The organism is Lachnospiraceae bacterium, from assembly GCA_022794035.1.
Classification (GTDB): domain Bacteria; phylum Bacillota; class Clostridia; order Lachnospirales; family Bianqueaceae; genus CALWPV01.
Genome location: JAAWDX010000005.1, coordinates 76743 through 103067, shown reverse-complemented (window position 1 = coordinate 103067; position 26325 = coordinate 76743). Strand labels below are relative to the sequence as shown.

Below are 26325 nucleotides of genomic sequence, written 5' to 3'. Positions count from 1 at the left end.
TCATGGTTAATACCCCATATTCCGGTCTATGACCGTTCCATCTATGGCGTTAATGGTAAATACCGGTTCATTAAAGTCCTCAGGATAAAATGTAGCGTTTTCATAAAGGGGCCAGTCTACCCCATAAAAATCCCATACGGGAATATAGCGGTATCCGCCGATGCTTTCTGATTGTTTGACCGCCATATAGCCAAACCGAATCTCTCTGATGTCCATGACATTTTCCACTAAGGTATCATAGAGCTCCAGATGCTGGATGCTCAGCATCGACACTTTTTCAAAAATATCCTGGATGTCTTTAAACGGAAGCAGCGCAGCATTTTCTGCAACAACCTCGCCCCTTTGTGTGGGATTCCTATACTGAAGCCAGCAAACCCCAGCATCATTAACCGAGATCCAAATGCTCTCCGTCCCTGCGGTATACGCAGAGCCATCCCCCACCCCGCGGGCGATATCTGCATTGACCGGAATGCCATTTAGTTCCCGCGTATATTTGAACCCGTAGTATTGCGCGTTATTTTCATTGACCTTTTCTAGCTGACCATATTGAAAAAGAGTAAAATCAGGTGAAATGAGCTTTGCCTCTGCATCGGCAAACCGGATGGCCTCCTCCAGACTGATTGTACAGTCATTGGCCATGTTCTGTTCATTTAACGGTACAATACTGCTGATCTCCGGTTCTTGTGGGCTGTTGGTATAGGATAAAACAGGCGTATAGGCAATTGCACCTGTTTTTTTGTCGAGCCAGAAATTAACATAGATTTCCCGATAGGCGCCTCCCTGCTTAAACTCTTCCAGATTATTAAGCAGCATCGAATAGGACTCAAACCCGAATAGATTTCCCTCCAAATTCTCTTTTATAAGACCTTCGCCCGAATAGGCTTTACCGGTTTGGGCATTCATCCATTCAAAATGACCCGTGTGCTGTTTGATGAATGTGCGGATTTCTTCCTCTGAAAACACAACCGGAACTGCTTCTATGATGTTGGCCCCATAAACCTGCGGAACAATAATATCGGCATCCACCACGACCTTAGTTTTCCCAGACTCGGATACATTTTCAAACACATAATGCTCAGGCACTTCCATACTCTCAGCAATCCATGTCGTTCCATATGTGCTTTGGCGGGGAGATTCTGCTGCCTGCTCCTGACTGCAGCCGCTTAAAACGAGCAAAAACAAAAGTACCACGGCCAGTATCCTTTTTTTCATTTTCATCACCTCCCCTATAGTATAACAACTTGAGTATACTAAGTCCTACTCAAGTTGTATGTAAAGTGTCATCAAATTGTAATAATACTGGCTGTTACCGTGGTCCCCCGGCCTATCTCGCTCTCTATCGAAAGTGTGCCTCCGTGCTGCTCACATATCTTTTTACAGATGGCGAGGCCAAGGCCAGCGCCGCCTTTCTTTCTGGAGCGCGCCTTATCCACCCGGTAAAACGGTTCTGTAAGGAGCGAAATCTGCTCAGGCGCAATGCCGCAGCCCCGGTCTGAAATGATAAACTGTATCCTATTTTGATTTTCTGTGATCAGGACTTCAACCTCTGGACTATCGTCAGATGCCCTTACCGCATTCTCCACTAAATTGGCTACCATACTGAGCAGTAATGTTTTATCTCCGTATAGGCTTTGCACTTTGCAGTCAATTTTAACCTGAGGAGGGACCATAGCCTTTAGCTCCTCTGCAAATTCAGCAGCATCCAATGTGCTCTTCTCTATCTGTCCGGCGTCAGATAATCCAATCAGCTCCATCATTTTTTGCGCCAGGCGCTCGGTATGCTTTCCGGCGTCATATATTTTCTTTGCGCACTCATTTTTCTGCGCATCGCTGAGCGGCATGCGCATCAGACTGTCTGCATATCCGATAATAGCCGTCATGGGCGTTCTCATTTCATGGGATAGCGCGCCCAGCAGCAGCTGCCTTTTCTGCAGCTCTGTATCCAGATGCGTTATCTTTTCTTCAATCGCTGCGGACATCTCGTCAAAGGCCGTCGATAAGATGCCGATCTCATCGTTGCTTTCATAATTTGTCCGCAGATGATACTCGCCTTTGGATATCGATACGGCGTTTTCCGTCAGCTTTTCTATCGGCGACAGAATATGCCGCACCAGCAGGGCCAGTATCGCTGCCATGATGATGCAGCCAAGCAGAAGTACCGTGATGCACAGCATGCGCAGCCCGCTGATTTTATTTTCCGTTTCACTGACGTTCATACTCATGTATGCTTCAAACTTCTGACCCAAAAGTTCAAAGGAGTAGCGCCCCACGATCACCGCATCCTCCCCCATGCGGATCCGCTTGATACTCTCTCCCTCTTCCTCTGAATCCTCAAATACGGCATAGGGATCATAGGGAGACATATCATACAGATATTTTCCGTCGCAGACAAGGGAATAAAAAACATTTTCTGTTTGGACAAGGCGCGCATACGCAGAAAAATAATAGGCAGCCACGCTGCGCAGGGTGGTATCCCTCATATCGGCGCCTCCTGTACTGCTGGCAGAGATCACATTGGAGCAATAAATTGCCAGTGATTTCTGCACATTTTTTTCATCGGCTTCCCGCAGCGACCTCTCCTGTATCTGTAAAATAACGAAAAAGCCTAGGCTCATCACAAGGAGCACCGCAGCCATGCAGATGGCCATTATTTTTCCTCTTAAACGCATTTTATTTCACCTCTAATTTGTAGCCAACCCGGTGTACGGTGATGATCTTTTCGCTCCAATTCAGCTTTTTGCGCAGGATCGCGATGTGGTTATCTACGGTACGCGTCTCGCCAAAATACTGATCTCCCCATACCTCCTGCAGCAGCTGCTCCCTTGAAAATACCATATTGGGATGCTTTACGAGCATGAGCAAGAGAGAATACTCCATCGGCTTCAGCTCTACCGGGCACCCATCCCGCAAAACCATATGCTCCTTTTCATGAATGGCAACGCCATCGATTTGATAACTATCCTGTGCGCGCGCGCTGCGCCTGAGCACCTTTTCTACCCGCACCAACAGCTCGAGCACCTCAAAGGGCTTCGTAAGATAATCCTCAGCCCCCATTTTTAATCCCTTTACTTTACTTTGAATATCATCTTTCGCTGAAAGATATATCACCGGAATCTGTTTTGCTTTCATATATTCATATAGCGCAAAGCCATCGATCTCCGGGATCATAATATCCAGTATGGCTAAATCATAAGAGCCTTCATTGATCATTGTCAGTGCTTGCTTTCCATCGCCTGCTACATCGCAGCCATACCCTGCGACAGAAAGATTCATCGATAATAGATCGGATATCGATGGATCATCCTCTACAACTAAAATATGTTCCATACGGCAATCGTCCTTTCTGTTTGTGCTCTATCATGCTTTATTATATACGCTGGGGCAGATAAAAACAATAAACCGATGTTAAAATCCGTGCTTTCGCCCTTGACAAGCCGAATTTTCCTTGTTACAATACCTGACAGAAGCGACGATGGAGACAGCTCCTTATCCTCTTTTTTCAGAGAGCCGCCGGCGGGTGCGAGACGGCAAAAGGGCTAAGGTCGAATCACTCCGGAGCTTCGCTCGGAACGCCGCGCTGCGAAATGCCGCGTTGCGGCTAGTATGGGCGCACGGTTAGCCCCGTTATCGGCGAAGGCTTTGATGGAAGCTGAGAGAAGTAATCAGGGTGGTACCACGAATACCGATTGTAATCGTCCCTGCAGGTTTTTTGGCCTGCAGGGTTTTTATTTTGCCGCTGGACCGCCCGGATGAAGGCAAATGCCATCAACAATTTATGCGCTTTTGCGCATACGTACAAAGTACGTATATAGAGCATAAAGGAGGAGTAGCATGTATCAGAAGGTATCTCCCGATATGAATTTTACGGAGAGGGAGCAAAAGGTGCTTGGCTTCTGGAAGAAGGAGCAGATTTTTGAGAAGAGCATTGCCGAGCAGGAGGGGCATCCGGTATTTACGTTTTATGACGGCCCGCCGACGGCGAATGGCAAGCCGCATATCGGCCATGTGCTGACGCGTGTCATCAAGGATATGATTCCGCGCTACCGCACGATGAAGGGTTATATGGTGCCGCGTAAGGCCGGCTGGGATACGCATGGCCTGCCGGTGGAGCTGGAGATTGAGAAGGAGCTGGGCCTGGACGGCAAGGAGCAGATCGAGGAATATGGCCTGGCGCCGTTTATCCAAAAGTGCAAGGAGAGCGTGTGGAAGTATAAGGGCATGTGGGAGGATTTTTCCGGTACAGTTGGCTTTTGGGCTGACATGGAGCACCCCTACGTGACGTATACGGATGATTATATTGAGTCGGAATGGTGGGCGCTGAAGCAGATCTATGACCGCGGCCTGCTGTACAAGGGCTTTAAGATCGTGCCGTACTGCCCGCGCTGCGGTACGCCGCTTTCGAGCCATGAGGTGGCGCAGGGCTACAAGGATGTGAAGGAGCGCTCTGCCATTGTGCGGTTTAAGGTGGTGGGCGAGGATGCTTACTTCCTGGCCTGGACGACCACGCCGTGGACGCTGCCGTCTAACGTGGCGCTGTGCGTGAATCCGGCGCAGACTTATGTGAAGGTGCAGAGCGGAGGCTATGTGTATTACATGGCGGAGGCGCTGGTTGCTGCAGTGCTGGGCGAGGACGCCGAGGTGCTGGAGCGCTACACCGGAAAGGATCTCGAATTTAAGGAATATGAGCCGCTGTATGAGTTTGTGAAGCCAATCTGCGAGCGGCAGCATAAAAAGGCGCATTATGTGACCTGCGCCGATTATGTCACGCTGACCGACGGTACGGGCGTGGTGCATATTGCGCCGGCCTTTGGTGAGGATGACGCACAGGTGGGCCGCGTATACGATCTGCCGTTTGTGCAGCTGGTAAACGGCAAGGGCGAGCTCACCGAGGAAACGCCGTGGAATGGCGTTTTCTGCAAGAAGGCTGATCCCATGGTGCTGCAGGATCTGGAGGACCGCGGCCTGCTGTTTGCCGCGCCCAAGTTTGAGCACAGCTACCCCCACTGCTGGCGCTGCGACACACCGCTCATTTACTACGCGCGCGAGTCGTGGTTTATCAAGATGACGGCTGTAAAGGACGATCTGATCCGCAACAACAATCAGATCAACTGGATCCCCGAGACCATCGGCAAGGGCCGTTTCGGCGACTGGCTTGAAAACATTCAGGACTGGGGCATTTCGCGTAACCGTTACTGGGGCACGCCGCTCAACATCTGGGAATGCGAATGCGGCCACCGCCATGCGATCGGCAGCCGCCAGGAGCTGGCCGAGATGAGCGACAATTATCCGGAGGGCGGCGTGGAGCTGCACCGTCCCTATATTGATGAGATTACCATCCGCTGCCCGCAGTGCGGGAAAGCGATGAAGCGTGTGCCAGAGGTCATCGATTGCTGGTTTGACAGCGGCGCTATGCCCTTCGCCCAGCATCATTATCCGTTTGAAAATGAGGAGGCCTTTAAGCAGCAGTTCCCGGCCGACTTTATTTCGGAGGCAGTCGATCAGACACGCGGATGGTTCTATTCGCTGCTGGCGGAGTCCACGCTTTTATTTAATCAGCCGCCCTATAAAAATGTTATTGTTCTGGGACATGTGCAGGATGAAAACGGCCAGAAGATGTCTAAATCCAAAGGCAATGCCGTAGAGCCCATGGAGGCGCTGCAGCAGTACGGCGCCGATGCGATTCGCTGGTATTTCTATATCAACTCTGCACCATGGCTGCCGAACCGCTTCCACAGCAAGGCGGTTGTCGAGGGACAGCGCAAGTTCCTGCGTCCGCTGTGGAACACCTATGCCTTCTATGTGCTGTATGCAGAGATCGATGGCTTTGATCCTACACAGCATACGCTGGACTACAATACGCTTTCGGTAATGGACAAATGGCTGCTTTCTAAGCTGAATTCCCTGATCCAAGAGGTAGACGGACGCCTTGGCACCTATCAGATCCCGGAAGCAGCGCGCGCGCTGCAGGCCTTTGTGGATGATCTGAGTAACTGGTATGTGCGCCGCGGCCGCTCCCGCTACTGGGCTAAGGGCATGGAGCAGGATAAGATCAACGCCTATATGACGCTGTATACCGCTCTGGTGACCTTTGTAAAGCTGGCGGCACCCATGATCCCGTTTATGGCAGAAGATATTTACCGCAACCTTGTTTGCAGCGTAGATGCGTCTGCTCCCGTGAGCGTGCATCTGTGTGCTTATCCGGTGGCTGATCCGGCGCTGATCGATGCGGAGCTGGAGCAGAAAATGGAGGAGGTCCTGCAGATCATCACGCTGGGCCGGGCCTGCCGCAACACCTCTAATATCAAGAACCGTCAGCCCGTGGGCAAAATGTTTGTACAGGCCCCTGCAGCGCTGGATGCTTTCTATCAGGAGATCATCGAGGATGAGCTGAACGTGAAGGAAGTGGTGTTCACACAGGATGCTGCGCAGTTTATCAGCTACAGTTTCAAGCCGCAGCTGCGCACAGTCGGTCCGAAATATGGCAAAGTATTAGGGCAGATTCGTCAGGCTCTGGCTGAGATCGACGGACGCAGCGCTCACGATACGCTAGCTGCCGGCGAGCCGCTCCGCTTTGAGTTTAACGGCACGGCCGTGGAACTGTATGAAGAAGACGTGCTGATGGAGACGGCGCAGGTGCCCGGCTTTGTGGCTGAGACGCAAGGCGCTCTCACGGTTGCGCTCGATACCAATCTGACACCTGCTCTGATCGAAGAGGGCTTTGTGCGCGAGATCGTCAGCAAAATCCAGACCATGCGCAAAGAGGCGGATTTTGAAGTGATGGATCACATCGTCTTCGCCTACGGCGCCAATGCTAAAATCACAGAGATCGTGCTGGCGCACGCGGCCGAGATCCAGAGCGAAACGCTCTGCGACGCAGTTCAGGCCGATGCCGATGCTTCCTTCTATACTAAAGAGTGGGATATCAACGGCGAGACAGTGATCTTTGGCGTAAAAAAGCTTAGTTAAATAAATGAATCAGCTATAAACTGAAAAACATCCTGCCGCGAATGCTTCGCGACAGGATGTTTTTAATTTCATATCTTCCCTTTGACCGGCAAACAGGCTTATGCCCACCACATCTCGCCGGCGTTTTCAAAAATCAGTACTTCCTTCAGCACCGCTACCGCCTTTTCCAGACCCTCGCGGATACTCATCAGGCTATCCTCATGCTCAATGCTCAGCACGCCGTCATAGCCTGCCGTTTTAAGCGCCGTCACCATTTCCCGCCAGTACTGCGTATCATGGCCATAGCCCACCGTACGGAACACCCACGAGCGCTCTGCAATCTGTCCGTAATGCTTGGTGTCCAGCACGCCGTTTTTCGCCGTGTTATACGGATCAATCCGCGTATCCTTTGCATGGAAGTGATAGATCGCCCCCTTCAGCTCCTTGATGGCCGCCACCGGATCCATGCCCTGCCATACCAGATGGCTCGGATCAAAATTCGCGCCCAGCTCCGGCCCCACAGCCTCACGCAGCCGCAGGCAGGTCTCCGGATTATACACGCAAAAGCCCGGATGCATCTCAAACGCCACATGCTTCACGCCATGCGCGCGTACAAACTCCACTTCCTTCTTCCAATACGGAATCAGCACCTCATTCCACTGATACTCCAAAATCGTCAGAAAATCATCCGGCCACGGGCACACCACCCAGTTGGGATACTGCGCAGTGGGGCTGTCCCCCGGACAGCCGGAAAACGTCACCACCGTGTCCACTCCCAGCTGCTCTGCCAACAGCACCGCATTCTCAAAATCCTTTGTCGCCTGCGCAGCCACCTCGGGATTAGGATGCACGCCATTTCCATGCGCGCTCAGCGCGCAAATCTCGATCTCGTACTTCTTCAGAAGCTCCTTCACTTCGGCAATCTTTTCCGGATGGTTCAGATATACATCCGGATCCAGATGCTTCTTGCCCGGCGAGCCGCCACAGCCAAGCTCTACAGCCTGTACGCCCAGCCCATGCAAGTACTTTAAGGTCTCCTCCAAAGATAAATCATATAACGGTACTGTTAATACACCTAGCTTCATACTATCCTCCTGATTGTTTTCATATAGGCCAGATCCTCGGCCACGCAGCCAAAGATATCATCGCCCTTGTAATCATATTCCCGTTCCACGATGAACGCCTTGGCGCCGTGCGCCGAAGCTGTATCGCAGACCAACTGCCAGTCCACAATACCCTCGCCAGTAGGACAATCCGTCCTTTTAATCGCCGCCATCTCCTCCAAAACGCTCTGCGGCAAAATGGGCCGGCCGTCTGCATCCTTTTCAAATTGAGAAAAATCGCGCGGCTTCTGCACGCCAATTACCTTGTTGGTTTCCTTCACATGGATCAGCCCAATGCGGCCGGAATGCGCCTCGATATAGGCCGGCACATTGATGCCGGCGCAGGTCGCCCATCCTGCATCCAGCTGAAACATCACCAGCTCCGGATCGGTATTTTCCATTAAAATGTCCAGCACATAGCGGCCGTTTAGCAGGGCAAATTCCGGCGTATGATTATGATAGCCAAATCGTAGGCCCGCCTGCTTTGCCAGCTTGCCCAGCCGGTTCATCTCCTTTGCCTTTTCCAGCACCTCTTCCATAGAAGTAAGGGGCGTTCCCGGGCAGATAATATACGAAGCGCCCAGCTCTGCCAGATAGGGAATATGCTCTTCGATCTGATCCAAGCCTACATGGCTGGAGATCGGCTCTAAGCCCAGCTGCGCTAAATAGCTTTTTAGCTCACCGGCCTCCATGCCGCCATAGCCGCCGGCAAATTCTACGCCGGCATATCCTATCTCCGCCACCTTTTTCAATGAGCCGCGAAAATCCTCCCGCATCGCATTCCCCAGCGAATAGGTCTGCAAATATACCTTTTCCATTTTCCCTCCATGCATCAAATGGACATGCAAGCATGCCCATTTGACTCCTCTATCTGCTATTAAAATTAAAACGTAATCAGCTGACCCGTAGCGGCTGAACGATATACCGCATCCAGAATCTGCGTTACCACAAATGCCTCTTCCGGCTTAACAATGGGGCTACCCTTGCCCTCTACCGCGTCATAGAACGCGCTACACTCGGTATCCTGTGCCGACTGCACCGTAGCGCCCGGGAAGAAGTCAACGCCTCTGGGCGTGCGGCAATCCGGCTTGATGGTCGTCATCTTATCATACATGATCTTATTGATGCGAAGGCCGTCCTTCATATCCGCGCCGGCCTTGGTACCGCAAAGCTGCGTCAGCGCCTCGCATACCTCCAGCGTATTCAGCGCCCAAGAGGACTCAATCACGATCACAGCGCCGTTCTCCATGGTCACAAAACCAAAGGCAGAATCCTCAACCTCATAGGTCTCCGGATCCCAAACGCCCATCGTATTGCCCTGCTCACCCGGCTGCAGCAGACGGCCCAGCTTCTGGAAGCTCGCGCCCATCACGCTCTTCGGCTTATAATTATTCATCATCCACAATGTCAGATCCAGAGAGTGCGTCCCGATATCGATCAGCGGACCGCCGCCCTGCTTAGACTTATCCGGGAACACGCCCCAGGTCGGCACGCCGCGGCGGCGAATCGCCTGCGCCTTTGCATAATAGATATCGCCCAGCTCGCCGTCATCACACAGCTTCTTCAGCGTCAGGCTGTCCTGACGGCAGCGGTTCTGATAGCCGATCGTCAAAATGCGGCCGCTCTTCTTCTGTGCATCCAGCATCTTCTGTGCATCCGCCGGCGTCGCTGCCATAGGCTTTTCACAGATAACGTCCTTGCCCGCTTCCAGTGCAGCCACCGTCAGCTCGCAGTGCGATACGTTCGGCGTCAGCACATGCACAGTGCGGATGCTTTCATCCTGCAGCATCTCCTTATAATCCGTATACACCTTTGCATCCGGCGTACCATACTCCTTCGCAGCCTTCTCTGCTCTTTCCTTAATGATATCACAAAAAGCAACGATCTCCAACCGATGAGACTGATGCGACAGCGCCGGCAGATGCTTGCCGTTTGCGATACCGCCGCATCCGATGATGCCAACCTTGATTTTATTTGCCATACTTTCCTCCTGCTTGCCGCCATGCGGCAAATATGTTTTAGATTTTCGACAGACGATCCAAATTGCGAGAACTTGTAATCGTTTACATATGTTCAATATACCATATACGCATCGGACTTGTCAAGCAAAATCTCTGCCGCTTTTTCCTAAAATATTCCTTTCCAAACACTGACAGGATCGCACTACCCCATGGTTAATCGACCTCACAATAAAAAAGAATATCTGCCTTTCCTTCTTGTTTTGTGTGCCGGTACACGTTGGTATCAAGCCCTCCTATATAGAAGCCAGAATTTAGATAGAACAGGCAGGCTCCAGGGTTATTGTCTTGGCCCTGTGTATATAGTCCGCAGTAGCCATGCTGCGCAGCGATTTCTTTTGCTTTTGATATCAGCGCCTGTCCGATATGCTGGCCGCGGTATTGCTTACTCACTTTCAAATCATACAGATACATATATTTGAAAAAACCGGGCTGCAAAATAGCCAGTCCTACGCATTTTTCACCATCGTATGCACCAAGAAATACACTGTCCTTCATATTTTCATATTCATAATCCTCGTCCGGAAATGTCATTTCTGTGATACTTTCAGCGCTATAGCGCTCAAGCTCGTAAGTCCACTGCCCATTATGAAAAGACGGGATAATGCGGCCAAACATATCAAATGGTTCGTTGGCAATGTTGATATCCAGCTTATGCTGTGCATCAATCTGTCTGATTTCAATCATATCGCTACTCCTTTAAATCCTGATAATTGAAAAAATGAGGGAAATATTTTTTCAATTCAGCACCCGTAATAATTCGTATAAATTACTAATACTTTCCTCATTCTTCTCTGTGCGCTGGATCCAAATAAATTTGCAATTCGCATTCATTGCCGTTTTTCTGTCTTTTTCTTCATCTCCAATAAAAATCAGCTCTGTAATGGGAAATGAAAATCTTTCAGCAATCATTTGCAAGCCTTTACAGTTCGGCTTCCTATATCCTGCAACAGAAGATGAAACATAATCATCAAAATAGTCCAAAAGTTCCGAAATGTCCCGTCTAAAAATTTCATCCGGCATTGCACTTGGTAAATCTGTCAGTGCGGCTATTGTATATCCTTTTTCTTTAAGTTTTTGCAACACACATATTGTCTCCGGATATATTTCCGCTTTTAATTGTAATCCACTCCAAAAAGCTTCTATACAGCTTTGAACCGGAATATCCATATGCCAGTGTTCTAATATTTTGGTAAAAATATATTCCGGTGAATATTCAACCTCTCTATAATGAATTCTCGGATTAAATTCTTTTAGCATTTGAAACGATTTTTCAACCATTTCTTGTGAAATAGGATAGCCGAATTTCCGTATAATTTCTTCAAACCCCTTATGATAAAAATCTTCCCATGAGTGAGGCATTCCTACATACTGCATGAGTGTTCCGCCCAAATCACAAACGACAACCTTCATCATTATATCGCACCTCCCATTGATATATCCCTTTGTCATGCATGTGCTTCTAACCATTTTGCTACTCCGTCGGTATTATTGCTTTCAATGATTCCCGTAGCCATTTCCTTTAATTCGTCAATTGCGTTTTGGGTTGCATATGCTTCGTCTGCCATTTGAAACATGGAAATATCATTTGCCGAATCTCCAAACACAATGACCCGTTGGCAGCCGCACAGCTCTTTTACTCTTTGAATTGCAGAGGCTTTTGTTGCATTTTCTGGACACAGCTCCAGCCAATATTCCGGTCTGTATTTATCTTGTTGAAAAATACAATTGATTCCCTTGATCTGTTTTACGCGTTCATAAAGAGGCTGCAATTCATTTTGTGGAGCAATAAAGGTAAAGTAGCACGTTTCCCCCTCAAACAACTGATCTTCTGTATCAACCATGCGAATCCGCTTATCCGTAGAATGATTTTGCAAATAATCCTGAAAGCCTTCATTGGTTCTTCCTTTCAGGTATAATTTTACTTCCTTCGAGCCCAAATAAGCATTTACGAATCCGGGGATAGCCGTAGCAGCCAACGCCTGTCTTATGTGCTGTATTTCTTTTCCAAACGTTGAAATTTGGATTTCTTTCTTGGTCAACGGATCGACAAGAATTGTTCCGTTAAGGGTAATAACAGGCAGGTTAAAAGAAATATTTCTTGTAATTTTAGAAGCAGATCTTATCGACCTTGCCGTTGCATATGTAAGAAATATCCCCTGGACAAGCAGCCGATTCAATATGGCGACGCTTTCATTTGAAATTATCTTATCGTCGCGCATTAAAGTTCCGTCTAAATCAGTAACATACAGTGTTTTCATGATAGAATTATTTTACCCTTTCTGCAATCATACTATCGCTGCATAGAGTATTCTACCTCTACCTCTGCCTCGCCTATAACAGCTTTATTACAGGTTTTCAAAAGCATAAAGGAAAACTCATTGAAATAAAAAGCTGTTCATGATATAGTCGGCTTGACCAATTCGGATTTTAGGAGGTAGCTTATGCGCAAATGGAATCAGGAAGCTGAAAAAATAATGACTGAACGTTTTGGAAAAGATACAATTATCGCGTTATCAACCGTAGAACATAACATGCCCTTTGTACGGTATGTAAATGCCTATTATGAGAATGGTGCGTTTTATATCATTACTTACGCTCTCTCAAATAAAATGAAGCATATTGAAAACCATCCTACTGTTGCCATAGCCGGTGACTGGTTTACGGCACATGGAAAGGGCATCAATTTAGGTTATTGGGGAAAAGAAGAAAATCATTCAATTGCTGACAAGCTGAAAAAAGTCTTCGCTGAATGGATTGATAATGGACACTATAACTTTGATGATAAAAATACAATCATTTTATGTGTAGAATTAACAGACGGACTGCTTCTTTCCCATGGAACAAGGTATGAGTTTTAAATCTTAAATCCCGATTTTTACTGCTCAGATATACTCATACTGTACTTTTAGAAAATTTTATGAATTCATATGGCAATCCTATCTCTTCAGAGTATTTACTGATTTCTATCTTTTCGTCATCACTCATTTCATCATAGAAAGGGCGGTCTGATACTTTCCCGTATGTTTTAACTTCGTCTATTTTCAATACATCACCCCATGGAGCCGTATATAATTCCCCAACTTTATATTTTCCGATTTCTTTATATACCCTTGTGGTATAACAATACCCTAATTTATTTAAGTAATTTTGAATTGACTCATATTCATGTTCAGGGAATGACATTTCTTCAAACATACAATAAACCTCCTATATAAGAAACTGCTTTCATTTTTTGATAACCAATCGTATTGCTCATTCTGCATATATCGTTGTTGGTATCTTAGCGGATTATCGCGGCCAAGGGATTGGAACAGAGTTTTTTAATAGATTGAATGTTTGGGCTAAAGAAAATAAAATTGTCCGCTTAGAGTTAACCGTAATTTGCGAGAATGAGGCTGCAAAACGCCTATACACAAATAGCGGCTTCGAGATAGAGGGTATTAAACAGAAATTGGTGTATGTAGATGGAAAGTATCTGGATGAATACTATATGGCAAAGGTAAGACAAATTTGCACTTTTTAAGCTGATTATATCATGGCCAATTTTTCAATTCAAGAAAATATTGGTACAACTGCTGCTGGCCGCGCTGACCACCGGCGATGTCATCAACAGCCTTGACAATGCCTCTGATTCTACGGTACTATAATGACATTCATTTCCATACTGGAAGTTAGTATGAAAAATAAGCTCGATAGCTTATTTTTCATACGGCTATTTGTGCCGGAGCGTCACAAATGAGCCATGATGGTATTGCCCCGTCGCATACGCTCCGGACTGGAGGTTAGTATGTCAACTCGATCAGAACGAATCCGCAATATGACGACGGGTAGCCCTACCCGTTTGATTTTTTCCTTTGCCCTGCCTCTGATGCTGGGCAATGTATTTCAGCAGCTCTATGCCGTGGTCGATACAGCCGTAGTAGGACAGTTTATCGGTGTACAGGCGCTGGCTGCCCTAGGGGCAGCGGAATGGCTGAACTGGCTGGTTCTCAGCGTCATGCAGGGACTGGCTCAGGGCTTTTCCATCCTGATGGCACAGCATTTTGGAGCCAAGGATTACCGGAAGCTTTCCCGTGTGATCGGTGCTTCTGCCTCCCTGTGTGTCTTTGCCGCACTATTTATGCTTTCTGCCAGCCAGCTGCTCGCGCTGCCGGTGCTTCAGCTCCTCAATACGCCTGATACGATTATTCAGGATTCCCTGCTGTATCTACGCATTATTTTCAGCGGCATTCCCATTATCACAGCCTATAATCTGCTGGCCTGCACTTTGCGTGCGCTGGGCGACAGCAAAACGCCCTTGTATGCGGTAACTGTCTCCACGGTCGTCAATATTCTTTTAGATCTTCTGTTTGTTGTTGTTTTCCATTGGGGAATTGCCGGCGCTGCCGCCGCTACCCTGATCGCACAGCTCATCTCCTCGATTTACTGCTGGATCAATCTCCGCCGGATCGCTATCCTTGAGCTGCACCCCGCCGATTTCCGGCTTAGCCGGGCTCTGAGCAGTGCTTTGCTGCGCCTTGGACTTCCTGTAGCACTGCAAAACGCCATCATTGCGGTGGGCGGTATGGTTGTACAATCGGTAATCAACCGGTTTGGCATGCTCTTTATCGCTGGCTTTACAGCCACCAATAAGCTGTACGGACTGCTGGAGATTGCTGCCACCAGCTACGGCTATGCGATCACGTCCTTTGTGGGACAAAATCTGGGCGGTGGGCTCATCAAGCGCATTAAGGCCGGTATGCGCTCTGCTGCCGTCATTGCACTGCTGACTTCTGCCCTGATTGCTGCTGTAATGCTGCTGTTTGGCCGGGGCATCTTAAGCCTGTTTATTTCCGGCAGTGCCGATACCGTACAGGCGTCCATGGATATTGCCTATCGCTACCTGTCGATTATGAGCGTTTGTTTGCCTATATTATATATGCTGCATATTTATCGCTCGGCTCTCATGGGCCTCGGCAATACGGTTGTTCCTATGATTTCCGGCTTTGCCGAAATGATTATGCGCATCGGCATCGCTTTGCTGCTTCCGCTGGCCATCGGACAGGATGGCATCTACTATGCAGAGATCGGAGCTTGGACAGGCGCTGCTCTGCTATTGGTATCGGCTTATTTCTTACAAATGAAGCGTATCTCGACTGCGTCACTTACCAAATCAACCTCCGATTCATAAATGAAGCTTTGCTTTTTTAAAATTGCATAAACAGCGATCCTCCTTGCTTTATCCTCTTGTTTATTGCAACAAATATATGATGATCCTTCATTTTTCTATTGACTCTCTTTTCTATTCGCAGTATACTAGTCGGGAATGAAACAAGAACAATGGCGTTCTGCCCTTCATGGGGTAGGACGCTTTTACTCTTTTTACAGATTCGGGGGAGGCACAAATGCAAAACTCTTTATATGATCCTTCATTTGAACATGATAATTGCGGTATTGGAGCCGTTGTCAATATAAAAGGACTGCAAACGCATGAAACCGTAGATCAGGCGCTTCAGATTGTAGAAAAGCTGGAGCACCGCGCCGGCAAGGACGCTGCCGGCGAAACAGGAGACGGCGTAGGCATCATGCTGCAAATCTCACATTCCTTTTTTCAAAAGGCCGCCAAAAAATGCGGGATTACCCTTGGCAAAGCACGGGATTACGGTGTGGGCATGTTTTTCTTTCCGCAAAATGCACTGCTGCGCAGGCAAGCCATGAAGCTGCTGGAAATCATCTGTCAGCAGGAAGAGCTTGAGTTTCTGGGCTGGCGTGAGGTGCCTGTCAATGCTGACATTCTCGGTGCGCACGCCAGAGACTGCATGCCCTGTATCATGCAGTGCTTTATCAAGCGGCCGGACTCTCTGCCGTGCGGTCTGGCCTTTGACCGCCGCCTCTATCTGCTGCGGCGCGTTTTTGAGCAATCCAACCGAAACACCTATGTGCCGAGTTTGTCCAGCCGGACAATTGTATATAAGGGCATGTTTTTGGTGCATCAGCTGCGCCGCTTTTACCCGGATCTGCAGGATCCTGCCTATCGCTCTGCCATCGCCATGGTGCATTCACGCTTTTCAACCAATACCACGCCCAGCTGGGAGCGTGCGCATCCCAATCGCTTTATCCTGCACAACGGAGAAATCAATACCATCCGCGGCAATGCTGACCGCATGCTGGCGCGTGAGGAAACCATGCAGTCTGCCGTATTTAATGCAGACGATATGCAGAAAATCCTCCCGGTTATCAGCCAGGAGGGCTCTGATTCTGCCATGCTGGATAATACTCTGGAATTTCTTGTCATGAACGGCATGCCGCTTCCGCTGGCCATCATGATTACGATCCCGGAGCCATGGTCCAATGATCAGAATATCAGCCGTGCCAAACGGGATCTGTATCATTATTATGCCACCATGATGGAGCCGTGGGACGGTCCTGCCTCGATTCTCTTTTCCGACGGCGACACTGTAGGCGCTGTTTTAGACCGCAACGGTCTCCGTCCCTCCCGGTATTATCTCACTGCGGATGGCTTTCTTGTGCTGGCCTCTGAAGTGGGCGTGCTGGATCTGCCTCCTGAGGCCATTGTGCAAAAATCTCGTCTGGAACCCGGCAAAATGCTGCTTATTGATACCGTTTCCGGAAAAATCCTCAGTGACCGCGAGATCAAAGAAGCTTTTGCTGCCGCGAAGCCCTATGGGGAATGGCTGGACGCTCATCTACACCACTTAAAGGATCTTGCGATTCCTAACCAAAAGCTCCCAGGCTTTACGCCACTGCAGCGAAGCCGGCTCTATAAGGCCTTTGGCTATACCTATGAAGAGGTCAAGACCTCTATCCTGCCCATGGCTCAAAATGGGCTGGAGGCGACCGCTGCCATGGGGGCGGATATTCCCCTTGCTGTTCTTTCAGAAAAGCACCAGCCGCTGTTTAACTATTTTAAGCAGCATTTTGCGCAGGTGACCAATCCGCCGCTGGACTCCATCCGCGAAGAGATCATCACAGATACCACGGTTTATATCGGCTCGGGCGGCAATCTGCTCGCTGAACAGCCTGAAAACTGCCGGTCCCTGCAGATTCAAAATCCCATTTTGACCTCGCTGGACCTGCTCAAAATCAAGACCATGCAGCTCCCGGGCTTTCAAACGGCTACTATTTCGCTTCTTTATTATAAAACTGCGCCGCTGGCCCGGGTGCTAGAACAGCTTTTTATTGCCTGTGACCGCGCCTATCGAGACGGCGCCAACATCCTCATTCTTTCTGATCGCGGCGTCGACGAGAATCATGTCGCCATCCCTTCTCTGCTCGCTGTATCTGCCGTAGAACATCATCTGATCGAGACCAAAAAACGCACCGCCGTCTCGCTCATCTTAGAATCCGGCGAGCCGCGCGATGTCCATCATTTTGCTACCCTTTTGGGTTACGGCGCCACAGCAATCCATCCTTATCTGGCCCATGAATGCATCCGCGAGATGATCGATACAGGCCTTTTAAACAAAGAGTATACCGCCGCCATCGACGCCTACAATCACGCCATCCTGCACGGCATCGTCAAAATCGCTGCCAAAATGGGCATTTCCACCATCCAGTCATACCGCGGCGCTCAGGTATTCGAGGCCGTTGGGCTTAATCAAAACGTCATTCAGAAATATTTTACCAATACCATCAGCCGCGTCGGCGGGATCGGCCTTGAAGAAATCCAGGAGGGCGCCGAATGGTACCACAGCACGGCCTTCGACCCGCTGGGGCTCTCCACCGACCCCGCGCTCGATGCTCCCGGCATGCACAAGCTGCGCTCCAATGCCAAGGGCGAAGACCACATGTACAGCCCGGCCGCCATCACGCTCCTGCGCCAGTCCTGCCAGCTCGCCCGCTATGATCTTTTCAAGCAATACACGGCGCTCATCGACGATGAAAACCATCCTCATACGCTGCGCGGCCTTCTGGAGTTCACTTTTGACCCCGATGGCGGCATCCCGCTCTCCGAGGTCGAGCCCGTCAGCGAGATTGTCAAGCATTTCAAGACCGGCGCCATGTCTTATGGCTCGCTCTCACAGGAAGCCCATGAATGTCTGGCAGAGGCCATGAACCAGCTCGGCGGCAAATCCAACAGCGGCGAGGGCGGCGAGGCTCCCTCCCGTCTGCACACGTCCAAAAATTCTGCCATCAAGCAGGTGGCCTCCGGCCGCTTTGGCGTTACCAGTGAATATCTCGTATCCGCCAAAGAAATCCAAATCAAGCTGGCGCAGGGCGCCAAGCCGGGCGAGGGTGGTCACCTTCCCGGCAAAAAGGTGTACCCTTGGATCGCTCAAACACGGTATTCCACACCGGGCGTGGCGCTCATCTCGCCACCGCCGCACCATGATATCTATTCTATTGAAGATCTGGCTCAGCTCATCTATGACCTTAAAAATGCGAATCCAGCGGCCGATATCTCTGTCAAACTTGTTTCCGAAGCCGGTGTGGGCACCATTGCCTCCGGTGTTGCTAAAGGAGGCGCTCAGGTGATCCTGATCTCCGGATATGACGGCGGCACCGGCGCGGCTCCGCATAGCTCTATCCATAATGCAGGACTCCCCTGGGAGCTCGGCATTGCTGAGACGCATCAAACTCTTCTGCAAAACGGACTTCGCTCACATGTCCGGCTGGAGACAGACGGCAAGCTCATGACCGGCCGCGATGTTGTGATCGCCTGTATGCTGGGGGCAGAGGAATTTGGATTTGCTACCGCTCCTCTTGTCACCATGGGCTGCGTCATGATGCGTGTATGCAATCTGGATACCTGTCCGGCCGGTATCGCTACGCAAAATCCTGCCTTGCGCAAACGCTTCAAAGGCAAGCCGGAATATATCGTCAACTTTATGACCTATATCGCTCAGGAAATGAGAGAGCTCATGGCAAAGCTGGGCATTCGCACTATTCGCGAGCTTGTTGGACGTTCTGATCTTTTGCAGATGCGCAAGGCACAGCCTACGCAGCGGGCTGCTTCGCTGGACCTTTCTTCTTTATTATCGTCTTCCCCTGCTAACGTCTGCTTTAGCCAATCGGATCAATATGATTTTCAGTTGGAGCATACGCTGGATCAAAAGGTTCTTTTGCAAAAGCTTGCTTCCTCGCTGCCTGAGGCTGCTCCTCAAACGCTCAAGGTAAGAGTGAGCTCAACGGACCGCAGCTTTGGCACTACGCTGGGCAGTGAGATCACCCGTCTTCATGGAAGCTCTCTGCCGGATGACACCTATATCATTCAATGCAGCGGAGGCGGCGGTCAATCCTTTGGCGCTTTCATCCCTCAGGGAGAAACGCTTGAGCTCAGCGGAGACGCCAACGATTATTTTGGAAAGGGCTTAAGCGGCGGCAAGCTCATTGTATATCCGCCTCACCAGAGTGTTTTCAAACCGGAGGAAAATATCATCATCGGCAATGTGGCTCTCTACGGTGCTACCGGCGGTAAGGCCTTCATCAATGGTATCGCCGGCGAACGCTTTGCCGTCCGTAATTCCGGCGCGCTCGCTGTTGTAGAGGGTGTTGGAGACCACGGCTGCGAATATATGACCGGCGGCCGCATTGCCGTCCTTGGCCGCACCGGCAAGAACTTTGCAGCGGGTATGTCAGGTGGCATTGCCTATGTCCTGGATGAGGATCATGATCTATACCTAAGAGTCAATAAATCGCTGGTCACTGTGGAAATGCTGCATGACCCAGTGGATATTGAGGAGCTTCGCCAGATGCTTCTGGAACACCTGGCTGCTACGCATTCTCCTAAGGCTGAGCGCATCCTTTCAGATTTTGAAGCCTCTATCTCAAAGTTTAAAAAGATTATCCCGCATGATTATCAGAAAATGCTCCAAACCACAGCGCAGCTGGAAGCAGATGGAAAAAGCCATGAGCAGGCACAGCTGGAAGCCTTTTATGCATTAACACAGAAGTGAGGTACTTATCATGGGAAAAATAACTGGTTTTATGGAATACAGCCGTCAAGCAAGCTCTTCTGCTGATCCATTAACCCGCATTCAAAATTTTAATGAATTCCATTCGCCCGTCTCTGCCGAAACCCGTCAGGAACAAGCGGCACGCTGCATGGACTGCGGTGTTCCCTTCTGCCAGTCCTGTCTGCATTTAAACGGAGCCTACTCCGGCTGTCCGCTGCATAATCTGATCCCGGAGTGGAATGACCTTCTATACACGGGCGCCTGGGAGGCTGCATTATCGCGGCTTCTTAAAACTGCCAGCTTTCCTGAATTTACAGGACGGGTCTGCCCCGCCCTGTGTGAAGCGGCCTGCACCTGCGGTGGCCTGATGGATGATGCTGTTACCATCCGCGAGAATGAACTGGCGCTGATTGAGTATGGCTTTGCCCATCAGTTGATCGCTCCCCGCCCCCGTGTGTCACGCTCGGATAAGAAGATAGCCGTGATTGGCTCCGGCCCTGCCGGCCTGGCGGCTGCGGACCTTCTGAATAGGCGCGGCCATCAGGTAACGGTGTATGAAAAGGCGGACCGTCCCGGCGGACTGCTCATGTATGGCATTCCTAATATGAAGCTGGATAAGCATGTCATTGAGCGCCGGGTAAATTTGATGAAGGCGGAGGGTGTGCAGTTTTTGCTGGGCGTTGAAGTAGGTACAGATGTGACGCCTGCATCGCTGACGGCCGAATATGATGCGGTACTGCTTTGCTGCGGTGCTCAGAACCCGAGGGACCTTTCTGTTAAGGGCCGTGAAACTGCGAAGGGAGTTTATTTTGCTGTTGATTTTCTCTCTCAGACAACGAAGAGCTTGCTCGATTCGGATCTGAAGGATGGACAGTATATTTCCGCTCAGGATAAGCACGTAATCATTGTAGGGGGCGGCGATACGGGAAATGATTGCTGCGCAACTGCGATTCGCCACGGCTGCCGCAGCCTTGTACAGCTGGAAATGATGCCGCAGCCTCCTCTGCAGCGCTCTGATACCAATCCATGGCCCGAATGGCCCCGCATTGCTAAAACAGATTATGGTCAGCAGGAGGCTATCGCCGTCTTTGGTCATGATCCGCGTCTTTACGAAACTACCGTTAAGGAATTGCTCTCTGATGCAGACGGACAATTGAAGGAGGCTGTCATCGTTTCGCTGGCCTTCAAGCCAGATCCTGCTACTGGCCGTATGATCCCGTATGAAGTTCCCGGCTCTGAAAAGACGCTTCCCTGCGAGCTCCTCCTGATTGCCTGCGGCTTTACCGGGCCGGCTCCCGCCTTGATCAACGCCTTTGAGCTGCAAACTGCGCCAAGCTCTGCTGTACAAACCATCGACGGCGGCTATGCAACAAATGTGCCCAAGGTCTTTGCCGCCGGCGACATGCGCCGCGGTCAGTCTCTCGTTGTTTGGGCGATCGCAGAAGGCCGTGCTGCGGCCGCCGCAATTGATGAATATTTAATGGGATATACCTGTTTGGCCAAATAAATAAATAAAATAGAAAAGGCGCTGGCACCCACAAGGGGTACCGGCGCCTCTCTATAATAAGCCTTATCGTTTACAGACCCATTTCTTCCTTAACCTGCTTAAAGCATTTCACCACGTAATCCAGATCCTCCTTGCTGTGTGCAGCGGAAACCTGAGTACGGATTCTTGCCTTTCCTTTCGGAACAACCGGATATACAAAGCTGGTTACATACACACCCAGCTCCAGCATACGCTCTGCAACCTTACCGGCCACATGCGCATCATAGAACATCACGGCTACGATCGGATGCGTACTGGGGATGATATCAAATCCAACCTTTTCCATCTCTTCTCTAAAATAGCGGGTATTTTCATGCACCTTATCACGCAGCGCCGTGCTCTCCATCAGCATGGTAAAGGTCTCATGAGCTGCGCTTGCAATCGCGGGAGCAAGTGTATTAGAAAACAGATAGGGACGGCTCTTCTGACGAAGCATATCCACAATTTCCTGACGTGCGCTGGTATAACCGCCAGAGGCTCCGCCAAGTGCCTTGCCAAGCGTACCTGTGATGATATCTACGCGTCCCATAACGCCACATGCTTCATGTGTGCCGCGTCCATGCTCACCCATGAATCCAACGGCATGGCTATCATCTACCATCACCAATGCATCATACTCTTCTGCCAGATCACAAATTCCCTGCAGATTAGCGATAATGCCATCCATGGAGAATACGCCGTCGGTAGCAATCAATTTGATTTTCGCATCCTTAGCTTCTTCTAAGCAGCGTTTTAAATCATCCATGTCATTGTTTTTATAACGGAATCTCTGTGCCTTACACAGACGAACGCCATCAATAATGCTGGCATGGTTTAACTCATCGCTGATGATCGCACATTCTGCATCCAGCAGCGTCTCGAACAGGCCTCCATTGGCATCGAAGCAGGAGCTGTACAAAATCGTATCGTCCATGCCAAGAAAATCACTGATTTTTTTCTCCAGATCCTTATGGATCTCCTGCGTACCACAGATGAAACGCACGGAAGAAAGGCCATAGCCCCACTTATCATAGCTATCCTTTGCTGCGGCAATCAATCTTTCATTATTGGATAAGCCAAGATAGTTATTGGCGCACATGTTGATTACATTTTTAGCCGCCGTTGTATCAATATGGCTCTGCTGCGGTGTGGTAATGATGCGCTCATTTTTATACAGACCGTCTGCTTTTAACTGACTTAATGTCTCTTGAAAATACTTATATGCTGTTTTCATTGTAATCTCCTGTCTGACTGATATTTTAATGGATTCTATAAATCATTATTCCTGGTGTGCGGAAGTCCAGTCTAAAACAACCTTACCAGACTTACCGGTATTCATAACATCAAAGCCCTTCTGGAAATCTTTAAAATCAAACTCATGCGTCAATACTTTTCTTACATCCAGGCCGCTTTCCAGCATAAAGATCATCTTATTCCAGGTATCAAATACCTTACGGCCGTAAATACCGCGAATCGTCAGACCATTCCAAACAATCTTCTGCCAGTCAACCTGCGGCTGCTTTGCATGAATTCCCAGCACTGCGATTTTACCGCCGTTATTCATATTGTCAATCATAGAGGAAAAGGCAGGACCATTGCCTGACATCTCTAAACCAATGTCAAAGCCTTCTTTCAGACCAATCTTTTTCATTGCATCTTCCAGCTTCTCTTTTGCTACATTGACTGTAATAACAGAGGGCGTAATTTCTTTACAAAGATTAAGACGATAGTCATTGACATCCGTAACAACTACACGGCGAGCTCCCACATGATGCGCAATCGCTGCTGCCATGATTCCGATCGCTCCGCAGCCGGTAATCAAAACATCTTCTCCCACCATATCAAAGCTCAGCGCTGTATGTACTGCGTTGCCAAGCGGATCAAAGGAGGATACCATCGATTCCGTAATCGTGTCGGTGATCGTGACCGGAACTACATTGTCCTTCGGAATAACCAGATATTCAGCAAAAGCACCGTTGCGGTTAACGCCTACGCCGATTGCATTACGGCATAAATGCTTATTTCCTTCACGGCAGTTTCGGCAGGTGCCGCAGGTAATATGCCCTTCACCTGTAACGGTTTGCCCTACCTGATACTCGGAAACCGCTTCGCCTACCTCTACGATTTCTCCTACATATTCATGACCGATTACCGTAGGAATCTTGATCGTAGCCTGTGACCACTCATCCCAGTTATAGATGTGAAGATCAGTGCCACAAATAGAAGTCTTATGAATCTTAATTTTTACATCGTTGGGACCTACCTCTGGAATCGGAACTCTTTCCAGTGTGAGGCCGACACCGGCTTCTGATTTAACCAGCGCATACATTGTTTTGCTCATAACGAATCCTCCTAATGTCTTCGAGTGAAGGACACTTCTTGCTTGCGATGTCCTCTTTACAAACACATTTTATCATGCATTTTCTTTCTTCGCAAGCACATTTTTATTTTTTTATCGTTGAATTTTTTTTAATAAATCCTGCATTTCTTCTACAGAAAAGAGATATTTTTCATTGCAGAAATGACAGCTCATCTCAATCGTTTCTCCCTCATCAATCAGCTCCTGCAGATCCTTTTCCCCGATACTCATCAAGGCGGCGCTGACCCGTTCTCTCGTACAATTGCATTGAAATCTCGTTTCAACCTTATCCAGAGTATGATAATCAAATTCCCCCAGCATATCCTGCAGCAATTCCTCAGGCGTATGGCCCTCTGCCAGATATTTTGAAATAGGCGGAAAATGCGTTACTTTTTCTTGCAGCTTTTCTGCAATTTCATCCGATGCTCCCGGCATCATCTGGAAAATATACCCTCCAGCCGTCCATACACTTTCATCCTTGTTAACCAGAACGCCTAATGCCACTGCTGAAGGAATCTGCTCAGATACTGTAAAATAATATGCTAAATCCTCTGCAATTTCACTGCTTACTAAATGCGTTGAGCCAACATATGGCTCTTTTAACCCCAAATCCTTGACAATATTCATCACGCCAATGCCAACCGCTGCGGCAACGTCCAGCTTCCCTTTTTCCTTTGGCGGCAGCTCTACCTTAGGCTGACTGACATATCCCCGCACTGCTCCGCTTCCGTCTGCGGTCGTAATGATTTTTCCAATTGGGCCCGATCCTTCAATCTGAATCGTCAATGATTCTTTAGTTCCTTTTAGCTGACATGCCATCATTGCAGCAGCCGTCATTGTCCTTCCCAGCGCCGCTGTGGCCACTGGTGTCGTCCCATGTCTTTTTCTCGCTTCCTCAACCATTTCCGATGTAACGGCGGCAAAAGCCAAAATCTGTCCGTCAGCCGCCATTCCTCTTAATACATAATCACTCATCTTTTCTTTTTTTCCTTTCTCTGCTCTCTTGCCACAAAACATATGCGCTCAGAGCTTTCCCTTATCGGATTTAATGTAAATGCATCATACACAGCTTCCACCTTCAACTGACTCGCCTCCAGCAAATTACAAATCTGTGAGGCCGTGTATGCCTTCTGATAATGAAGTTCCTCTTCTCTTTGATAGAGCTCCCCCTGCTGATAAAAAAAGGTCACCTGATATTCATTGAGCCTTTCTTTCGAATCATAATAATTCTGCCAAATAAACGCCGCTGTTTCCGTAGTATCTGCAAAGGTCTGATCCCCTAACAGCTGTTCATATTTATAAGCCGTATTGATATCAAAAACAAAAAGGCCGCCCGGATCCAGATAATTTTCTACTAATTCAAAAGTCTGCAGCAGCTCCTCTTCATCTAAAATGTAATTGATGCTGTCACAGGTACATAAAATGCTGTCAACCGTTCCATACAGCTCAAATTCTCGCATATCCTGCATTAAATATAAAATATCCTGATGCTCATCCCTAGCCTTACCCTGTGCAATTTCTAACATCTCCGGCGATATATCCGCACCGATCATATCATAGCCGCGCTTTGCCAGCTCCAGCGTAAGACTGCCTGTACCACAGGCTAAATCCAAAACTAGCTCAGGAACTAGCTTATGTGCTTTCCATATCTGCTCTATATAATCTGCCCATACCGTATAGGGAATTGTCTGCATAAACTCATCATAAACTTTCGCAAATTCCTGATACATGCTCTCTCCATTTCCATCAGCATAAAAAATATATATATAAATTGTATCACACAATAGCCTGCTTGCCTAGGGCATGTTTCAAATATCAGCGGCTACTCTTTATCCATTCAGCGCAAAACAAACGGAAACTTTTCTTTCCATATCTGCAAAATCGTCTTTTTTTCCTTTTTAGGAGCCTCCTGCATTAAAACATCCAGTGCTGTTTCTGTCTCCTCTTTTTTCTGCATCCTCTGTCTCCTTTCTGCCCAATCCTGCCAATCAACTAGTTCCTTTCCTATAACCTGTGCATTAAACTCAAAGATAAGTAAAATCAAGTCTTTCTGAACCCATCTTTGCCAAACTGCCTTTTGCCACAATAATTTTGCCAGGCCTTTAAAAACATCAGTATGAACTGCCGTTCCTCTATCCCACGGACAATATGCCAACCGCAGCTTTCTTTCTTCAGAATCCCAAAAAATCCATTCTGCATCCCAAATCAGCTTGTCCCAATCCAGCAGGTATTGCTCTATATCCTTTTGAACTCTTCCCAGTGCTGCTATAACCGCTAGAAGCTCCTCCTCGTTTGGTTCAGCCTTCAGCCATTCTAATAATGTTTTTCCTTTACTCTTTTGATAGCATAACTGCTCTTCTTCCCAGCTAAATGGCAGTAGCCACCCAACCTCCCGCATCATTTTAGCTTGATATCCAATTACCTTTTCATCTGCCTGAATATGGAGCATTTCTGATTTCTTTATTTTATATACCAT

Annotated in this window: 21 protein-coding genes; 6 read left to right on the top strand and 15 right to left on the bottom strand. The window is 48.8% G+C overall.

Features of this window, described 5'->3' with window-relative positions; all coding sequences use genetic code 11:
* Nucleotides 1-6 precede the first annotated feature (6 nt).
* The 3 genes from HFE64_05170 to HFE64_05160 form a co-directional block, all read right to left on the bottom strand.
* The gene (locus tag HFE64_05170) at nt 7-1212 is read right to left on the bottom strand and encodes a hypothetical protein (protein MCI8632856.1); all 1206 of its coding nucleotides are present in this window, start codon (nt 1210-1212) and stop codon (nt 7-9) included.
* A gap of 71 nt (nt 1213-1283) precedes the next feature.
* Nucleotides 1284-2669 carry a HAMP domain-containing histidine kinase gene (locus HFE64_05165; protein MCI8632855.1) on the bottom strand — a complete coding sequence of 462 codons (1386 nt, stop codon included), beginning with the start codon at nt 2667-2669 and terminating at the stop codon, nt 1284-1286.
* 1 nt (nt 2670) lies between these two features.
* The gene (locus HFE64_05160; protein MCI8632854.1) at nt 2671-3327 is read right to left on the bottom strand and encodes a response regulator transcription factor; all 657 of its coding nucleotides are present in this window, start codon (nt 3325-3327) and stop codon (nt 2671-2673) included.
* 504 nt (nt 3328-3831) lie between these two features.
* Here HFE64_05160 and HFE64_05155 point away from each other — a divergent pair.
* Complete coding sequence (locus HFE64_05155) at nt 3832-6966, top strand: isoleucine--tRNA ligase (GenBank protein MCI8632853.1); 3135 nt, start codon at nt 3832-3834, stop codon at nt 6964-6966.
* Nucleotides 6967-7064: 98 nt separating this feature from the next.
* Here HFE64_05155 and HFE64_05150 read toward each other — a convergent pair whose 3' ends face one another.
* The 6 genes from HFE64_05150 to HFE64_05125 form a co-directional block, all read right to left on the bottom strand.
* A complete protein-coding gene (locus HFE64_05150) occupies nt 7065-8030 on the bottom strand; it encodes a sugar phosphate isomerase/epimerase (protein MCI8632852.1) in 966 nt (321 codons plus the stop codon).
* Nucleotides 8027-8866, bottom strand: coding sequence for a TIM barrel protein (locus HFE64_05145; protein ID MCI8632851.1), 840 nt, complete (start codon nt 8864-8866; stop codon nt 8027-8029). Before HFE64_05145 ends, HFE64_05150 begins: the two co-directional genes overlap by 4 nt.
* Nucleotides 8867-8931: 65 nt before the next feature.
* Nucleotides 8932-10029 (bottom strand): Gfo/Idh/MocA family oxidoreductase, encoded by a 1098-nt coding sequence (locus tag HFE64_05140; GenBank protein ID MCI8632850.1) that lies wholly within the window; start codon nt 10027-10029, stop codon nt 8932-8934.
* Nucleotides 10030-10222: 193 nt separating this feature from the next.
* Nucleotides 10223-10753 carry a GNAT family N-acetyltransferase gene (locus HFE64_05135; GenBank protein ID MCI8632849.1) on the bottom strand — a complete coding sequence of 177 codons (531 nt, stop codon included), beginning with the start codon at nt 10751-10753 and terminating at the stop codon, nt 10223-10225.
* 51 nt (nt 10754-10804) lie between these two features.
* On the bottom strand, nt 10805-11482 hold the full coding sequence (locus HFE64_05130) for an HAD family hydrolase (protein ID MCI8632848.1): 678 nt from the start codon (nt 11480-11482) through the stop codon (nt 10805-10807).
* 32 nt (nt 11483-11514) lie between these two features.
* Nucleotides 11515-12327: a Cof-type HAD-IIB family hydrolase gene (locus HFE64_05125; protein MCI8632847.1), complete on the bottom strand. Its 813-nt coding sequence runs from the start codon at nt 12325-12327 to the stop codon at nt 11515-11517.
* 183 nt (nt 12328-12510) lie between these two features.
* Here HFE64_05125 and HFE64_05120 point away from each other — a divergent pair, with 183 nt between their 5' ends.
* Nucleotides 12511-12927, top strand: a complete 417-nt coding sequence (locus HFE64_05120) for a pyridoxamine 5'-phosphate oxidase family protein (protein ID MCI8632846.1) — start codon at nt 12511-12513, stop codon at nt 12925-12927.
* Between the two features lie 34 nt (nt 12928-12961).
* On the opposite strand, the gene HFE64_05115 is transcribed toward HFE64_05120, so the two are convergent.
* Nucleotides 12962-13264: a hypothetical protein gene (locus tag HFE64_05115; protein MCI8632845.1), complete on the bottom strand. Its 303-nt coding sequence runs from the start codon at nt 13262-13264 to the stop codon at nt 12962-12964.
* A gap of 16 nt (nt 13265-13280) precedes the next feature.
* Here HFE64_05115 and HFE64_05110 point away from each other — a divergent pair, with 16 nt between their 5' ends.
* The 4 genes from HFE64_05110 (at nt 13281) to HFE64_05095 (ending at nt 21472) form a co-directional block, all read left to right on the top strand.
* Nucleotides 13281-13592 carry a GNAT family N-acetyltransferase gene (locus HFE64_05110; protein MCI8632844.1) on the top strand — a complete coding sequence of 104 codons (312 nt, stop codon included), beginning with the start codon at nt 13281-13283 and terminating at the stop codon, nt 13590-13592.
* A gap of 285 nt (nt 13593-13877) precedes the next feature.
* Nucleotides 13878-15239 carry an MATE family efflux transporter gene (locus HFE64_05105; protein ID MCI8632843.1) on the top strand — a complete coding sequence of 454 codons (1362 nt, stop codon included), beginning with the start codon at nt 13878-13880 and terminating at the stop codon, nt 15237-15239.
* Nucleotides 15240-15453: 214 nt separating this feature from the next.
* The gene (gene gltB, locus HFE64_05100; GenBank protein MCI8632842.1) at nt 15454-19965 is read left to right on the top strand and encodes a glutamate synthase large subunit; all 4512 of its coding nucleotides are present in this window, start codon (nt 15454-15456) and stop codon (nt 19963-19965) included.
* 10 nt (nt 19966-19975) lie between these two features.
* Nucleotides 19976-21472 (top strand): glutamate synthase subunit beta, encoded by a 1497-nt coding sequence (locus HFE64_05095; GenBank protein ID MCI8632841.1) that lies wholly within the window; start codon nt 19976-19978, stop codon nt 21470-21472.
* A 70-nt stretch (nt 21473-21542) separates the two neighbouring features.
* Here the strand turns inward: HFE64_05095 and HFE64_05090 are convergent, their stop codons facing one another.
* The 5 genes from HFE64_05090 to HFE64_05070 form a co-directional block, all read right to left on the bottom strand.
* Nucleotides 21543-22724, bottom strand: coding sequence for a glycine C-acetyltransferase (locus HFE64_05090; protein MCI8632840.1), 1182 nt, complete (start codon nt 22722-22724; stop codon nt 21543-21545).
* 45 nt (nt 22725-22769) lie between these two features.
* Nucleotides 22770-23831, bottom strand: coding sequence for an L-threonine 3-dehydrogenase (tdh, locus tag HFE64_05085; GenBank protein ID MCI8632839.1), 1062 nt, complete (start codon nt 23829-23831; stop codon nt 22770-22772).
* 111 nt (nt 23832-23942) lie between these two features.
* Complete coding sequence (gene hslO, locus HFE64_05080) at nt 23943-24824, bottom strand: Hsp33 family molecular chaperone HslO (GenBank protein MCI8632838.1); 882 nt, start codon at nt 24822-24824, stop codon at nt 23943-23945.
* On the bottom strand, nt 24821-25579 hold the full coding sequence (locus HFE64_05075) for a class I SAM-dependent methyltransferase (protein MCI8632837.1): 759 nt from the start codon (nt 25577-25579) through the stop codon (nt 24821-24823). Before HFE64_05075 ends, hslO begins: the two co-directional genes overlap by 4 nt.
* A 107-nt stretch (nt 25580-25686) precedes the next feature.
* Nucleotides 25687-26325: a hypothetical protein gene (locus HFE64_05070; GenBank protein ID MCI8632836.1), complete on the bottom strand. Its 639-nt coding sequence runs from the start codon at nt 26323-26325 to the stop codon at nt 25687-25689.